This is a genomic window from Nocardioides islandensis (genome assembly GCF_015352455.1).
Classification (GTDB): domain Bacteria; phylum Actinomycetota; class Actinomycetes; order Propionibacteriales; family Nocardioidaceae; genus Nocardioides; species Nocardioides islandensis.
This window is the reverse complement of record NZ_JADKPN010000007.1, coordinates 162,492-176,951: the sequence shown is the minus strand read 5'-3', so window position 1 is coordinate 176,951 and position 14,460 is coordinate 162,492. Positions and strand designations below refer to the sequence as shown.

Here is a 14,460-nt window from a genome sequence, read left to right as displayed (position 1 = left end):
CCCTCAAGAGTCGGCGGACCCGCCTCGGATCTGCCGGGCTCAGCCTTGTTGGGCGTGCGCAGGCGGTCGGAGGTCGTCGCGTCCAATACTCAACTCTGGGGAAGGCGCCTCCCAGGCGGGCGGGGCGGGGCTCGGGGCGGCGCGGGCCTATTCTGCCGAGGCAAGCAATCCCCGGTTGGTCTGCCGGCAGGGCCCGCCTGACTTTGAATCAGGACTAGCGACGTAGGTTCGACTCCTACCCGGGGAGCATGAGCGAACGCCCGATGAACGAGCACGAGCTGACCGTCGTGGTCCTGGCGGCCGGCGGCGGCACCCGCATGAAGAGCAAGACCGTGAAGGTCCTGCACCCGATCGCGGGACGCACGATGATCGGTCACGTGCTGGCGGCCGTGCGCACGCTCGAGCCACATCGGGTGGTCGCGGTCATCGGGCACCAGCGCGAGCAGGTGGCGACGCACGTGCGCGAGCTGGTGCCGGACGTCGTGCTGGCGGTGCAGGAGGTGCTCGACGGCACCGGCGGCGCGGTGCGGGTGGCGATGGAGACGAGCGGTACGTCGCGGGGCACCGTGGTCGTGGCGACCGGCGACACCCCGCTGCTCGAGGGAGAGAGCCTGCGCAAGTTCGTGGCCGACCACAGGGCCGCCGAGCAGGCGGTCAGCATCCTCAGCGGCATCGTGGCCGACCCGTTCGGCTACGGGCGGATCCTGCGCAACGACGAGGGCGACGTCGAGGGGATCGTCGAGGAGAAGGACGCGACGCCCCAGCAGCGCGAGATCGCTGAGATCAGCTCCGGGATCCTCGCCTTCGACGCCGAGTTCCTGGTGGGCGCGCTGCCGCGGCTGACCAACGACAACGCCAAGGGCGAGTACTACCTGACCGACACCGTGCGGATCGCCCGCGAGGACGGGCTCACCGTCGGGGCCTTCCCGATCGACGACGTCGCCCAGACCGAGGGCGCCAACGACCGGGTGCAGCTGGCCGAGATGGGCCGCGAGCTGAACCGGCGGATCGTCACCCGCTGGATGCGCGACGGGGTGACCGTCATGGACCCGGCGACCACCTGGATCGACGCCGACGTGAAGCTGGCCGAGGACGTCACCATCCTCCCGGGGACCCAGCTGCTCGGCGCGACGGTGGTCGCGGAGGACGCCGTCATCGGTCCGGACACGACGCTCAAGGACTGCGAGGTCGGCGCCGGTGCCCGCGTCGTCCGGGCCCACGCTGAGCTCTCCGTCATCGGCGACGGCGCCGAGGTCGGTCCCTACGCGCGGCTGAGGCCGGGAACGATCCTGGGCACGCGCAGCAAGATCGGCACCTTCGTGGAGACCAAGAACGCCCACCTCGGTGACGGCGCCAAGGTCCCGCACCTGTCGTACGTCGGCGACGCCGAGATCGGCGAGCAGGCCAACATCGGCGCGGGCACGATCTTCGCCAACTACGACGGCATCGCCAAGCACCGGACCAAGGTCGGTCGCTGGTTCCGCGGCGGCTCCAACAACACCTTCGTGGCCCCCGTCGAGCTCGGGGACGGCTCCTCGACCGGTGGCGGCACCGTCGTGCGGCGCAACGTCCCGCCCGGCGCGCTCGCCGTCTCGGGCGGTCCGCAGCGCAACCTGCCGGGCTGGGTGCCGAGCAAACGGGCCGGTACGCCGCAGGCCGAGGCGGCCGAGGAGGCCCACCGCGGACCCGGGCGTGCGTCCGACGACCAGGGTGGGGGACACTAGTCCCACCTTCCCCGTCCGGCTGGCTATCCAGGAGAGATGCGCGTGAGCGGACTGAAGAAGACCACCAAGAAGAACCTGATGGTCTTCAGCGGTCGAGCGCATCCCGAGCTCGCCGAGGAGGTCGCCCAGCAGCTCGGCACCCGCCTGGTGCCGACGTCGGCGTACGAGTTCGCGAACTCCGAGATCTACGTCCGCTACGAGGAGTCGGTCCGCGGCTGCGACGCCTTCGTGATCCAGAGCCACACGGCTCCGATCAACGAGTGGATCATGGAGCACCTGATCATGGTCGACGCCCTCAAGCGCGCGTCGGCCAAGCGCATCACCGTCGTCCAGCCGTTCTACGGCTACGCCCGCCAGGACAAGAAGCACCGCGGCCGCGAGCCCATCTCGGCGCGGCTGATGGCCGACCTCTTCAAGACCGCCGGTGCCGACCGGCTGATCTGCGTCGACCTCCACGCCGACCAGATCCAGGGCTTCTTCGACGGACCGGTCGACCACCTGATGGCGCTGCCGATCCTGGCCGACTACGTCAAGGAGAAGTACGCCGGCCAGCAGCTCGCCGTCGTCTCCCCCGACGCCGGCCGCATCAAGGTCGCGGAGCGCTGGTCGGCCCGCCTCGGCGGCGCGCCGCTGGCCTTCATCCACAAGACCCGCCGCGAGGACCGGCCCAACGAGGTCGTCGCCAACCGCGTCGTCGGCCGCGTCGACGACCGCATCTGCGTGCTGGTCGACGACATGATCGACACCGGCGGCACGATCGTGCAGGCCGCCGAGGCCCTGATGGCCGACGGCGCCGCGGGCGTCGTGATCGCCGCCACCCACGCCCTGATGTCCGGGCCCGCGGTCGACCGGCTGAAGAACTCCTCGGCGACCGAGGTCGTGGTCACCAACACCCTCCCGATCCCGCCGGAGAACCACTTCGACAAGCTGACCGTGCTCTCCATCGCCCCGTTGCTCTCGCGGGCGATCAAGGAGGTCTTCGAGGACGGCTCGGTCACATCGATGTTCGACGGTCACGCCTAGCGCGTCGACCCGGATACCCTCCCAGAGGTGGTCGCGTCGCCATCGCGGGGACCCCCGATGGGTCGTGGCATCACTCAGCCCTGAGCAGCCTGCGGCTCGATCGCCCGGTCGGCGGGCTCGGGTGCGGGGACGCGTTCCAGCCAGCTCTCCCGCCAGTACGCGTAGATCGCCCGCGGGCAGCTCCGGTGGTAGTCGGCCGCACAGATGCCCCCGGCCAGGATGACCGACGGGGTCTTCATCGTGATCATCAGTCCGGTCGGCTCCTCGATGATGTGGTCGACCCTGCGCAGCACTTGGACGGTCCGGCCGCAGTACTTGAGCATCTCGCGGTCGAAGTACAGCCCGCGGTTGCGGTAGTTCTTGTCGAGCGTCTTCCCGATCTCCTCGGCGCTCCTGACCCGCACCCAGTCGCCGGCTTCCAGGCCGAGGTTGGCCGCCGCCATCCGCTCGGCCGAGGGCACGATGAAGGGGTACTTGACCCCGGCCCTGACCCGCAGCCACCGGGGCAGGAGCTTGCTGGAGGCAGTCTGTCCGAGGTTGAACAAGCCGACCAGGATGCCCCACAGCACGCTGCGCGAGGACGCGTTGCCGTACTGCACGTCGTCGGCGTACTGACGCAGGTTCCAGCGTGGGATCTCCGCGCCGACGAAGCGCGGCAGCTCGGTGGCCTGGCAGGAGTAGACCGGGCCGTCGGACGGCGTCACGTCGTCCCGGCACGCCCCGTGCGCGACCTCCTGCAGCCGCTCGGCCGTGCACCCGGTCGGCGCCGGCCCCTCGGCCGGTGCCGCGACCTCGGCGTTCGCCACGGAGTCCGGCTCGACCTCTCCGGTGCCGGACACCCGGGTCAGCCAGTCGGTCTTCCAGAAGATCAGGCAGCCCGCCTGGCACCCACCGTGCGCGGACCCGTCGCACCTCACCCCGGACAGGTGCACGGTGTTCTCGACCTTGCGGATCCCCGTCCAGTTGACCGTGTCGCAGGTCTTGTGCGAGATCGACTCGACAACGAACCGACGCCCCGCGAACTTCAGCATCTCGGGCATGAACGGCATCGACTCCCGTTCGCCCCGGTCGTCGAGCCCCGAGAGGATCTCCTCCGGCGGGCGTACCTGGACCACGTCGCCGACGGCGACGCCGTTCATCGTCTTGTGTCTGCGCTCGCTGGTCTCCACGGGTGTCTCCAATCGGTGCGCGAGGGTCAGTGGACCGTCGCGGGCGAGAGCTGGTCGATGACGCGGACCCGTCGGTCGTACGCCGAAGGGCCGCGCCGCAGGTCGTGCCACGGCACGGCCCGCACGGCGACGGGTGTCATCGGTCGGGGCAGGAAGCGGGCGTCGGACCGCATCCGCATCCCGAGACCGCCGCGCACGAGCACGACCTCCATGAGCCCCCCTCGGTCATCCCCTCCCCCCTGGCGGGACGACCTTGGATCATTGTGCGGCCCCGGGTCGCGGACGAGGTAGGCCCACGGGCAGGTTCCTCCCGAGACGTCCAGACCACTCGGAGCGGCCGGCGTGTTAGCGTCGCGAGGACCGCGCTTCCCAGGCACCGAGGTGACCAGCATGACCGAGCGCCACACGGGGCCGCGACGCGGGCGGCTGTCCATCTCGCTCCTGGCCGGGGTCGTGGGCCTCCTCGGTGTCCTGCCCGCCCTGGCCGCCGGCGCACCGTCGCTCGGGGCACTGTCGACGAGTGCGGTCGCGTCTCCGGTCACCCAGCACCGCGCCGCCCCCCTGGCTGGTGTCTCGGCTCGGTCCGCCGGGGCCGGTGCTCCGCGCGCGGTCTGCGGGACGGCACAGCTGGACGGCCCGGCGTCCAAGCCGGCTGGCGCCAGGAAGGTGAGCACCTCGCAGAGCCTCCAACGGCTGACAGCGCGGGCCCCGGCCGGCACCACGTTCTGGCTCGAGCCCGGCCGGCACATCATCCCGGGCGGCGCCTTCGACCAGGTCCAGCCCAAGAACGGGAACGTCTACATCGGTGCGCCGGGCGCCGTCCTCGACGGACGGCGGGTCAACCGCTACGCCTTCAGCAGCAGCGCCCACGACGTACGGATCTCGCACCTGACGATCGAGAACTTCGGGCAGAGCGTGCAGGACAACCCGGGCGAGACGGTGGTCAACAGCGGGTCGGGGAACGACTGGGTCGTCGACCACAGCACGATCCAGCAGAACGCCGGCGCCGGGGTCTTCCTGGCCGACGGTTCCCGCGTGGTGAAGAACTGCCTGCGCGACAACGGCGAGTACGGCTTCGCGGCCCACGAGTCCAACGGGCCGGCGCACGACGTCGTGCTGCGCGGCAACGAGATCGTGGGCAACAACACCGCCGACTGGGAGAACCTCCAGCCGGGCTGCGGCTGCGCCGGGGGCGGCAAGTTCTGGGACACCCGTGGCGCCCGCGTGGTCGACAACTACGTTCACGACAACCACGGCCCGGGCCTATGGGCCGACACCGACAACGTGGGATTCCTCTTCGAGGGCAACTACATCGCCAACAACGACGACGTCGGGCTGTTCTACGAGATCAGCTACAACGCGCTCATCCGCCGCAACACCTTCGTCCGCAACGGCTGGAAGATCGGCCTCGAGTCGCTCGACGGCACGCCCGCGATCTACATCTCCGAGTCGGGCAGCGACCAGCGCGCCGGCAGCCTCTACGGACGCCACCTGCGGATCTCCGGGAACCTGTTCGTGGACAACTGGTCCGGGATCATGGCCTGGGAGCACCCCGGCCGCTTCGCGGGGTCGCCCTACAACGTCAGTGCGGACTACAGCACCTTGGTCAACCCCGGGGTGGCGACCGTGGCCCGCTGCGGTGACCCCGACCTCATCGGCACCGCGCCCTACATCGACGACTGCCGGTGGAAGACCCAGCACCTGCGCGTCGTGCGCAACACGTTCGAGTTCGACCCCACGAAGATCCCCGGGTGCACGGTGGAGCACGGGTGCGGCTTCATGAGCCTGGTGTCCACCTACGGCACGGTGCCCGAGTGGGCGCCGTACCTGAAGTACGTCGTGCCCGATGCCATCTCGCTCGCCCAGGACAACGTCTGGCGCGCCAACGCCTACCACGGACCGTGGCGCTTCATGATCCGGTTGCTCGGGCCGCAGGTGTCCTGGTCGACCTGGCGGTCCGCGCCCTACCACCAGGACGCCGGCAGCACGCGGAGCTGATCAGCAGGCCGGTCGCGCCCCGACTGCGTGGACCAGACCACTGGGTCGCGCCGTGGCTCCCGGCTTAGAATGACCTGCGGTCGTGCGCGCGCCAGGGGGAGCTCGCCGGGCCGCAGCCGAGGGGGCCACGTGGACGAAGCGCGCGTGCAGGACTTCTGGAACACCCATCCGTGCGGGGACGACATCGTCGGCGGGTTGCACGAGGGCTTCGACGACGACTACGAGAAGTTCTTCGCCAGCTACGACCACTGGCGCTACCGCCAGGAGCGGCACATCCTCGAGTGTCTCGACGAGGTCGACTGGCGCGGGCAGCGGGTGCTGGAGGTCGGCCTGGGCCAGGGGGCCGAGTCCGAGCAGCTCATCAAGCGGGGTGCCCGCTGGTCGGGCCTGGACCTGACCCCCGAGTCCGTCGCCCGGGTGCGCACCCGGCTGGCGCTGCGGGACCTGGCGTACGACGACCTCCGGCAAGGCAGCGTGCTCGCCACACCGTGGCCCGACGACAGCTTCGACATCGTCTTCTCCCACGGGGTGCTGCACCACGTGCCGGACATCCGCCAGGCGCAGGCCGAGATCCACCGCGTGCTGAAGCCCGGTGGCCGTCTGGTGGTCATGCTCTACGCGCGCCGGTCCCTCAACTACCAGGTGAGCATCCGCCTGGTCCGCCGGGCCGCGCTGCTCGCCGCCTACCCGGTGCGCAGCCGGGTCGCGCCGGACACCATGCTCGGACGGCACCTCGCCAACGCCGAGGAGGCCGGGCTGGGGCACTACCTGGCCCTGGACAACTTCGTGCACCGCAGCACCGACGGGCCGTTGAACCCGTTCGCCCGCGTCTACGACCTCCGCGACGTGGAACGCGACTTCCCCGACTTCGTCGTGGAGCGTGCTCACCAGACCTACATGCACGCGCCACCCCTGCCGGTGCACGGCCTGCCCGGTGCGGGGCGCCTCGGATGGCACCTGTGGGTGCACCTGAAGGCGCGGGCGACATGACGTCGGCAGCCCGGGTCAGCATCGGGCTGCCCGTCTACAACGCCGAGCGCTACCTGCGGCAGTCCTTGGACGACCTGCTCGCGCAGACGCTCACGGACTTCGAGCTGATCATCTCCGACAACGCGTCCACCGACGCCACGGCCGCCATCTGCCAGGAGTACGCCGCCCGGGATCCCCGCATCCGCTACGTCCGCCAGGCCCGCAACCTCGGTGCCGTGGGCAACCACAGGGCGGTGGTGGCGCTGGCCCGCGCGCCGTACTTCAAGTTCGCCTCCCACGACGACCGCTACGACCCGGACCTGCTCCGGGCCTGCGTCGAGGCGCTCGAGGCACACCCGGAGGCCGTGCTGGCGCACAGCTGGCACCGCACCATCGACGGGCAGGGTGAGGTGATCTCCGCCGACCCCTACCCGCTGGACACCGCGAACCCCTCGCCTCGCGCGCGGCTGCGCAGCGTGCTGCGCGTCTCGCCCGGCGGCACCGACTTCTACGGCATCGTGCGCACCGAGGTCCTCCGCAGCGTCCGACCGCAGCAGGACTACTACAACTCCGACCGCACCTTCGTGGCGGAGCTGGCCCTGGCCGGACCGTTCGTCCAGGTCCCGCGAGTGCTGTTCTCCAACCGCCAGCACGAAGCCCAGGCCTCGCACGGCTCCCGGCGCGCGAGGGCCACCAAGATGGGGGTCGGCCGAAGCAACCCTCTGGTTCACCCGATGGCCCGCATGTACGTCGAGTACGCCGCCGGCTTCGTGCGCGCGGTGTTGGCCGCACCGCTGTCCACCCGCGAAAGGTGGGTGTGCTTGGCGGAGGTCGCGGGCTGGCTGGTCAGCGCCGCCCGGACGAGGCTGCGGGGTTCTGGCGGCTCGGCGACTGGCGCCGTCGCTGCCACCCGAGCCGGCGGACATCCCACTGCGAGCTCACCCACGCGCTGAGCCCGAGCACGGTGAAGGCGGCCAGCATGCCCCCCACGACGTCGCTGAGCCAGTGCGTGGTCTGCACGACCAGGCAGAAGGCCATCATCGCGTCGCCCAAGACCGGGGACACCCAGGACCACCATGCGGGCCGCGAGATGATCGCCAGGAGACCGGCGCCCGCGACGGCCATCAGGACCGCGGTGTGGCCAGAAGGATAGGCGCCGCCGATGGTGGCGATGTTGCCGCCCGGGTCGGGACGCGCGACGAGGATCTTCGTCGCCACCACGAGCGCGCCCGTCGACAGCACCGAGACCGCTCCGACCACGACCGGCCGCCATGACCGCTGGACGACGGCGCACGCGAGGACGACCACCAGCAACAGGGGTACGACGTGGGCCGGCTTGAGCCCCTCCACGATGTGGTCGGCCCGGAGCTGCAGCGGGCCCCATACGTTCCCCGGTCGCGACCGGTGGCGGGCCGTCTGGTCGAGGGCATCCACCATGTGGTCCGCGACCAGACCAGTCAGCAGGAGGTAGAGGGTCCCTGCGATCGCCGAGATGGTCAGGGCGACGGGGGGCCGTCGACGGGCGGTCGGGCGCCTGTCACCGTGCCTGGACACGAGCCTGGTGGACCTCTCGATAGACCGCGAGCGTCTTCTCGGCGGTCGCGGCCCACGTGAACTGCGCGGCCCGCTCCAGGCCGCGGCCGCGCAGCGCCTCATGGTCCGGGCCGCACGCGCGTACCAGGGCCGTCGCGATCTGCTCCACGTCGTCCGGGTCGACCAGGATCGCGGCACTGCCCGCCGTCTCTTGCGTGGCCGTCCGGTCGGAGGTCACCACGGGGCAGCCGCACGCCATCGCCTCGAGGATCGGCAGCCCGAACGACTCGTTGAACGACGGGTAGGCGAACACTTTGGCACAACGGTAGAAGTCGACGGTCTCCTCCAGCGGCACGCCTCCGACCCAGACCACGTCGTCGGCGATGCCGAGCTCCTCGGCGAGCCGGCGCAGCTCACCGACGTACTCCTCCTCACGGAGGGGACCGACCACCACCAGCTGGTAACCCTCGAGCGATGACCTGGCTTGGGCGAAGGCACGCATCAGTCCGTGGGCGTTCTTGTACCTCCACAGCGACGAGACGAAGAGCACGAAGGGGCGGGTCACTCCCCTCTCCTTCACCCGCACCCGCGCCTCCTCCGGGTCACCGGGCCGGAAGGTGTCGTGGTCGACGGCCTCCGGGACCAGGCGGAGCTTGCCCGGGTCGACGTCGAGGTAGCGCAGTACCTCGGCGCGCAGGTCCTCGGAGTTCACGACGATGGCGTCGGCCATCTTGACCGTGTGCGGGTAGCCGATCCTGCGGTAGGCACGCACCGCCGGCGAGAGCGAACCCGGGTCGTTGAAGGCCTGGAAGGTCTTGAAGTGCGCCACCACGCCGGGCGCAGGTCTGACCAGGGGCGCGATCAGCGTGTTGAACACGTCGATGCCCGCAGCCCGGAGCCGGGGCGGCAGGTAGAGCTGCTCGCTCAGCGTGCGCAGCCGCTGGTGCTCGTTGGACCAGGGCGCCATGAGGTAGTGGACGTTCGACCCCGGGTACTCGTGCAGCGGCTTCGACCTGGGGCTCACCACGAGGTGGAGCTCCTCACCGTCGACGAGACGAGAGGCGATCTCGGGGACCATGCGGGTCCAGCCCCAGTGGGCCCCCGAAGGGTGCTCCGGGTGGTCGGTCAGCAGGTTGATCGCCACCCGCATGCCGTCACGTGACATCGATGCTCCTCTCCGTGGTGGACTCGGACCGATCCCGGTCGACCGGCGTGACCCGGGCCTGCGCTTGGTAGTCGCGTACGCCGTGGCCCAGCTGGACCCACCAGGTCGCCAGCCCGATGACCAGCCCGATCACCACGGCCCAGGACGCGCCCCAGGCCGCCCCGAGGTAGGCGCCGACGACGCCGAAGGAGGCAAAGAGGGTCGAGGTGACCAGCTGCGCCTTCAGGCTGCGTCGCGACGCGCCCAGCGCCCGCAGCCCCGCGGTCAGGGCGGCGTGGAAGAAGCCGAGCACGTAGATCAGGGTGAGCGGGACGAGGAGGCGCTGCGCCGGACGCCACAGGTCGCCGAGCAGCAGCTCTCCCGGACCCCACGGCAGCACGATCATCGCGGCGACCGCCCAGCCCGCCGCCAGGGCGGCCTGGATGCCGCCGAGGGTCAGACAGAAGCGGCGTAGCCGACCGGGGTCCTGGCCGATCACCGTCCGGGCCTCGGGCACCGAGACCTGGCCGACCCCGGCGAGCAGGATGAGGAAGGGTCCCATCAGGATCTCGGCCGCCCGTTGCTGCGCGACAGCGGCCAGCCCCGCGACCGCACCGAGGGCGAAGACCTGCACCTGACGGGCGCCGCCGACGGCGATGTTCTCGATCAGGTAGCGACCGGACAGGCTGCGGTGCGTCGCGAACCAGGACCGGGTCCAGGTCGGCCTCGGCGCCAGCCCCGTCTGCCACCAGCCGAACCCGGCGGCGACCGTGGCCGTGCCACCGAAGACCAGCATGAGCGCGGTGATGGAGACCTTGTCGAGCGACAGCAGCACGCCCAGCCCGGCCACCTGCAGCACCGACCACAGCAAGTCGTTGAGGAAGACCCTCTTGCCCTGACCTCGCGAGAAGAGGGCACAGCGGTAGCTGTCCTGGAGGAGGAGGCCGGGAAGTCCTACCGCCAGCGCCGCGAAGGACGTCCCCACCGGCCCGCCGGCCACCAGCCCAGCGGCCAGCGAGCACAGCGCCGCCAGCAGTCCGAGGTTGAGGGCCGCGCCGCTGGCCGCGCTCACCGCGCGGCGCCACTCCGGAGTCTCCGGACCGCTGAAGCGCACCATCAGCGGATCGGTGGCGACGCCGCGCGAGGCGTTGACCAGGAAGATGAAGAACACGAAGGCCAGGCTGAAGGCGCCGAACCCCGACACCGGTAGTCCGCGGGCCGCACAGATGCTGAGGACGAAGTTGCCGAGGCTCGACACAGCCTGGTCCAGGATGCCCCAGCTGACCCGGCCGACCAGTCCCGAGCGCCCCGGGACGGTCGTTTCGGTGGGCTCCACCAGATCGCTCATCCGGTCGGTCGTTCGGAGGGCCGCGCGATCAGGGCGGAGGCAACGGCGAGGTCGAGGACGACGGCGGACGGACCGCTCAGGCCGGTCTCGGTGATCGAGGCGAAGATGCAGTAGACGATCAGGAAGATCGCGACCGCCCGCCGAGGACCCGACGGCCGGGTCAACGCCGTCAAGAGCAGGATCGCGAGCAGCAGTATCTGGATGGCCGCCCCGACCAGACCCAGGTCCAGGTAGGTGCCGACCCAGTTGCTGTCGATCGCGCTCCCGTTGAAGGACAGGTTCGACATGCCCGAGCCGAAGAGCTGCTGCCCGAGCGAGCGCGGGTGGTCCAGGACCTGGGACCACACGGTGGTCCTGCCGGTCAGCCCGGACGCCTGGCTCGCGGTCTGCCCACGCAGCAGCCACGACATCAGCTCGGAGGCGAAGACCACGAAGACCGCCGTGCTCAGCACGCCACCCCAGATCCACGTACGACGCGCACGGGAGCGCGCGAGCAAGAGGCTGGCAGATGCGCACACCAACCCGACGGCTCCGGCCAGGAGGGCGGTGCGCGTGTGGGTGGCCACCAGCACCGGGGCGGCGAGGACGATGGTCGCCACAGCATTCCGGCCGGAGATGACGCGGCACATCCATAGCAGCGCGGAGGTGCCGGCCAGGATCGCGGCCATGTGTGCCACCGCGGTGGGGAAGACCGGCCAGATGATGCCCGCGAGCCGGCCGTCGAAGGCGAACGCCTTCCCCGGCGAGATCACGGCACCCAGCGCGACCGAGCTCAGGACGACCACCAGGCAGACGCGGTGGCAGCGCAGCAAGGCCAGGTCCCGTCGTCCCCAGAAGGGGGAGAGCAGCCAGAGGACCAGCACGTAGCCGGAGAACCGGAGCGCTCGGTAGGTGGAGGACACCAGGAAGGGGTTGTGCAGGCTCACCATGACGGCCAGGAGGCACAGCAGGGAGAACAGCACCACGTGGACGTTGGGCCGGACCAGCCCCCGTGGGTTGGCCAACAGCGCGAGTACCAGCGCCACGGGGAGGGCGCCCTGGGCGATGAGCTGCCCCACGATCGCCGGCAGCGGCAGCAGGTGGTCGCCGGTGAACGGGAGCACGTTCAGGAACAGCGCCGCCCAGGTGGCCTGCAAGCGCCAGTCGCGGGAAGGCTGTGCCGTCGTCTCGGCGGGCCGGCCAGCCGTCATCCTCTGGATCGTCATCGCTCACATCGAGGGGTCTCTGCGGTGCGCATCGGGCGCGCGCGTCTGACGCACCAGCCGACTTCACGCCTCATCGAAATGCCCCCCGCATCTCGCAACCGGGCCCGAGCATCACTCGAACGAGCCAGGCCTCGATCCCCCTTGTTACGGAGGATAGGCGAGGTGGATCCCTGCGCATCCCCGCGATCAGGTATATGTCCGAACGCCCGCGGGGATCCCGAACCCTCGGGCGATGTGACCTCCTATGCTCGGCGGGTGACCCGCGCCGACCTGCTGGTGATCGGTGCGGGCCCCTACGCCTACTCGGCGGCGGCGTACGCCCGTGAGCGGGGCATCGACACCCACATGGTCGGCCTGCCGATGGCGTTCTGGCGCGAGCAGATGCCCGCGGAGATGTACCTCCGCTCCGGGCCGGACTGGTCGCTGGACGCCGCCGGCCACGACTCGTTCGAGGCGTACTTCGAGGACGCCGGCCTCGACCCGGCCGACGTGGACCCGATCCCGATCCGGGTGTTCCTGGACCACACCGACTGGTTCGCGCGGCGCAAGGGCATCGAGGCCGACCGGCGGGTGGTGGCCGAGCTGACCGCCGACGGCGTCTTCACGGCCGCGATGGCGGACGGCTCGTCGATCACCGCCGACAAGGTGCTGGCGTGCCCCGGCATCCGGCACTTCGCCCAGCTGCCGGCCTGGTACGACGACGTGCCCGCCGACCGCCGGGCCCACACCAGCGAGCTGGTCGACTTCGACGACCTGGCCGGGAGACGGGTGGCGGTCATCGGCGGACGGCAGAGCGCCTACGAGTGGGCCGCGCTGCTCTGCGACCACGGCGCGACGAAGGTCGACGTCGTGCACCGCCACGAGACACCCGCGTTCGAGAAGGTCAGCTGGAAGTTCGTCGACCCGCTCGTCGAGCAGACCCTGGCCGTCCGCGGCTGGTGGCGAGACCTGCCGGCCACCGAGCAGCAGGCCATCGCGCTCCAGTTCTGGCAGGTCGGCCGGCTCACGCTCGAGTGGTGGCTGACCCCGCGCCTGAAGCCCGGGGTCGTCACCAGTCACCCGCTGACCGAGGTCACCGCGGTCGCGTCCGGTGATGACGACGTGACACTGACGCTGTCCGACGGGCAGCTGCTGACCGTCGACCACGTCGTCTTCGCCTCCGGCTACCGGGCCGACCTGGCTGCCGTCCCGTACCTCGCCGGTGTCCTGGACCGCGTCTCGGTCACCGACGGCTTCCCCGACCTCAGCCCCGGCTTCGAGACCTCGTTGAGGGGCCTGTTCGTCACCGGGTTCGCCAGCACGCGCGACTTCGGACCCTTCTACGGCTTCACGAAGGGCTGTCCGTCGTCGGCCAGGCTGGCCGTCGACGAGATGCTGCGCTGACCCACCGTCCGAGGCGCGGTGCGCCTCGCCCACGCGCGATTCGCGCGGGAGCGGGAGCGTCTCCTAGACTCGCCAGGTTGCCTCGGCGAGGGAGGCCCCGCACCCTGCGGGTCCGCCGTGATCGACTGGGCCGGCCACTGGGTTCGATGGGCCGCCCGTCGCGCGCGGCCCTCCTCACTGGTCCTCCGCTGGGGCTCACCGACATCAGCACGAGGAGACCACACGCATGGCTGCCGAGAAGATCACCGCCGAGAAGCGCACGGAGTTCGGCAAGGGTGCCGCCCGTCGGATCCGCCGCGACAACAAGATCCCCGCGGTCGTCTACGGCCACGGCAACGACCCCATCCACCTGACCCTGCCGGGCCACCAGACGATGATGGCCCTCAAGCACGGCGGTGCGAACGCCCTGCTGGAGCTGGACATCGACGGGTCCGAGCAGCTCGTCCTGAGCAAGCAGGTCCAGGTCGACCCGATCCGCCGGGTCCTCGAGCACATCGACTTCGTGGCCGTCCGCCGCGGCGAGAAGGTCACCGTCGACGTGCCGATCCACACCGTGGGCGACGCCGCCCCCGAGACGCTGGTCGTCACCGAGAACGCCACGGTCCAGGTCGAGGCCGAGGCAACCCACATCCCCGAGTACATCGAGGTCGACATCCAGGGCCTGCAGGCGGGCACCCAGATCCTCGCCGCGCAGCTCGTGCTGCCCGACGGCACCACGCTCGTGGTCGACCCCGAGACCCTGGTCATCAACATCACGCAGGCGCAGTCCGCCGAGGAGGTCGAGGCCGAGCTCGCCGAGGCCGAGGCCGAGGTCGGCATCGTCCACGAGCCCAGCGACGAGGAGGTCGCGGCGGAGGCCGAGGCCGCCGAGGGCGAGGAGGGCGAGTCCGCCGAGGGTGGCGAGTCCGCCGAGGGTGGCGACGAGGAGTGATCCCCCGCTCAGGTCGTGCCCGGCTCGGGCGTG

13 protein-coding genes and 1 tRNA gene are annotated in these 14,460 nt (G+C 70.8%); 8 read left to right on the top strand and 6 right to left on the bottom strand.

The genetic code is table 11. The annotated features are described in order from the left end of the window. Positions 1-168 precede the first annotated feature (168 nt). The 3 genes from ISU07_RS13365 (at position 169) to ISU07_RS13355 (ending at position 2,747) form a co-directional block, all read left to right on the top strand. Positions 169-247: transfer RNA gene (locus ISU07_RS13365), tRNA-Gln, on the top strand. Position 248: 1 nt separating this feature from the next. Continuing rightward, positions 249-1,724 (top strand): bifunctional UDP-N-acetylglucosamine diphosphorylase/glucosamine-1-phosphate N-acetyltransferase GlmU, encoded by a 1,476-nt coding sequence (gene glmU / locus ISU07_RS13360; RefSeq protein WP_228521831.1) that lies wholly within the window; start codon positions 249-251, stop codon positions 1,722-1,724. Between the two features lie 42 nt (positions 1,725-1,766). After that, on the top strand, positions 1,767-2,747 hold the full coding sequence (locus ISU07_RS13355) for a ribose-phosphate diphosphokinase (RefSeq protein ID WP_323742596.1): 981 nt from the start codon (positions 1,767-1,769) through the stop codon (positions 2,745-2,747). A 74-nt stretch (positions 2,748-2,821) separates the two neighbouring features. Here the strand turns inward: ISU07_RS13355 and ISU07_RS13350 are convergent, their stop codons facing one another. Next, entirely contained in the window at positions 2,822-3,916 is a 1,095-nt protein-coding gene (locus tag ISU07_RS13350; RefSeq protein ID WP_228521830.1) for a hypothetical protein, read from the bottom strand. A 26-nt stretch (positions 3,917-3,942) separates the two neighbouring features. Continuing rightward, a complete protein-coding gene (locus ISU07_RS13345; protein ID WP_194707285.1) occupies positions 3,943-4,128 on the bottom strand; it encodes a hypothetical protein in 186 nt (61 codons plus the stop codon). A gap of 178 nt (positions 4,129-4,306) precedes the next feature. Here ISU07_RS13345 and ISU07_RS13340 point away from each other — a divergent pair, with 178 nt between their 5' ends. The 3 genes from ISU07_RS13340 to ISU07_RS13330 all read left to right on the top strand — a co-directional run bounded on the left by ISU07_RS13340 (position 4,307) and on the right by ISU07_RS13330 (position 7,836). Then, positions 4,307-5,914, top strand: coding sequence for a right-handed parallel beta-helix repeat-containing protein (locus tag ISU07_RS13340; RefSeq protein ID WP_194707284.1), 1,608 nt, complete (start codon positions 4,307-4,309; stop codon positions 5,912-5,914). A gap of 129 nt (positions 5,915-6,043) precedes the next feature. After that, the gene (locus tag ISU07_RS13335; protein WP_194707283.1) at positions 6,044-6,904 is read left to right on the top strand and encodes a class I SAM-dependent methyltransferase; all 861 of its coding nucleotides are present in this window, start codon (positions 6,044-6,046) and stop codon (positions 6,902-6,904) included. Then, positions 6,901-7,836: a glycosyltransferase family 2 protein gene (locus ISU07_RS13330; protein WP_194707282.1), complete on the top strand. Its 936-nt coding sequence runs from the start codon at positions 6,901-6,903 to the stop codon at positions 7,834-7,836. The genes ISU07_RS13335 and ISU07_RS13330 overlap by 4 nt, the downstream gene beginning before the upstream one ends. Here ISU07_RS13330 and ISU07_RS13325 read toward each other — a convergent pair. The 4 genes from ISU07_RS13325 to ISU07_RS13310 form a co-directional block, all read right to left on the bottom strand. Further along, positions 7,730-8,320: a phosphatase PAP2 family protein gene (locus ISU07_RS13325; protein ID WP_194707281.1), complete on the bottom strand. Its 591-nt coding sequence runs from the start codon at positions 8,318-8,320 to the stop codon at positions 7,730-7,732. The two genes, ISU07_RS13330 and ISU07_RS13325, sit on opposite strands and share 107 nt — an antisense overlap. A gap of 100 nt (positions 8,321-8,420) precedes the next feature. Further along, on the bottom strand, positions 8,421-9,581 hold the full coding sequence (locus ISU07_RS13320; protein WP_228521828.1) for a glycosyltransferase family 4 protein: 1,161 nt from the start codon (positions 9,579-9,581) through the stop codon (positions 8,421-8,423). After that, positions 9,571-10,908, bottom strand: a complete 1,338-nt coding sequence (locus tag ISU07_RS13315) for an MATE family efflux transporter (RefSeq protein WP_194707280.1) — start codon at positions 10,906-10,908, stop codon at positions 9,571-9,573. The genes ISU07_RS13320 and ISU07_RS13315 overlap by 11 nt, the downstream gene beginning before the upstream one ends. Then, positions 10,905-12,113, bottom strand: a complete 1,209-nt coding sequence (locus ISU07_RS13310) for an O-antigen ligase family protein (protein WP_194707279.1) — start codon at positions 12,111-12,113, stop codon at positions 10,905-10,907. Before ISU07_RS13310 ends, ISU07_RS13315 begins: the two co-directional genes overlap by 4 nt. A 255-nt stretch (positions 12,114-12,368) precedes the next feature. Between ISU07_RS13310 and ISU07_RS13305 the strand changes: the two genes are divergently transcribed. Together ISU07_RS13305 and ISU07_RS13300 are read left to right on the top strand one after the other, a co-directional pair. Then, entirely contained in the window at positions 12,369-13,496 is a 1,128-nt protein-coding gene (locus ISU07_RS13305; RefSeq protein ID WP_323742595.1) for an FAD-dependent oxidoreductase, read from the top strand. A gap of 226 nt (positions 13,497-13,722) precedes the next feature. Continuing rightward, positions 13,723-14,427: a 50S ribosomal protein L25/general stress protein Ctc gene (locus tag ISU07_RS13300; protein WP_194707277.1), complete on the top strand. Its 705-nt coding sequence runs from the start codon at positions 13,723-13,725 to the stop codon at positions 14,425-14,427. The last annotated feature ends 33 nt before the right edge of the window (positions 14,428-14,460 follow it).

Coding starts and splice junctions, on each gene's coding strand:
- glmU (WP_228521831.1), top strand. CDS start 249: ATGAGCGAACGCCCGATGAACGAGCACGAGCTGACCGTCGTGGTCCTG.
- ISU07_RS13345 (WP_194707285.1), bottom strand. CDS start 4,128: ATGGAGGTCGTGCTCGTGCGCGGCGGTCTCGGGATGCGGATGCGGTCC.
- ISU07_RS13340 (WP_194707284.1), top strand. CDS start 4,307: ATGACCGAGCGCCACACGGGGCCGCGACGCGGGCGGCTGTCCATCTCG.
- ISU07_RS13330 (WP_194707282.1), top strand. CDS start 6,901: ATGACGTCGGCAGCCCGGGTCAGCATCGGGCTGCCCGTCTACAACGCC.
- ISU07_RS13325 (WP_194707281.1), bottom strand. CDS start 8,320: ATGGTGGATGCCCTCGACCAGACGGCCCGCCACCGGTCGCGACCGGGG.
- ISU07_RS13320 (WP_228521828.1), bottom strand. CDS start 9,581: ATGTCACGTGACGGCATGCGGGTGGCGATCAACCTGCTGACCGACCAC.
- ISU07_RS13315 (WP_194707280.1), bottom strand. CDS start 10,908: ATGAGCGATCTGGTGGAGCCCACCGAAACGACCGTCCCGGGGCGCTCG.
- ISU07_RS13310 (WP_194707279.1), bottom strand. CDS start 12,113: ATGACGATCCAGAGGATGACGGCTGGCCGGCCCGCCGAGACGACGGCA.
- ISU07_RS13300 (WP_194707277.1), top strand. CDS start 13,723: ATGGCTGCCGAGAAGATCACCGCCGAGAAGCGCACGGAGTTCGGCAAG.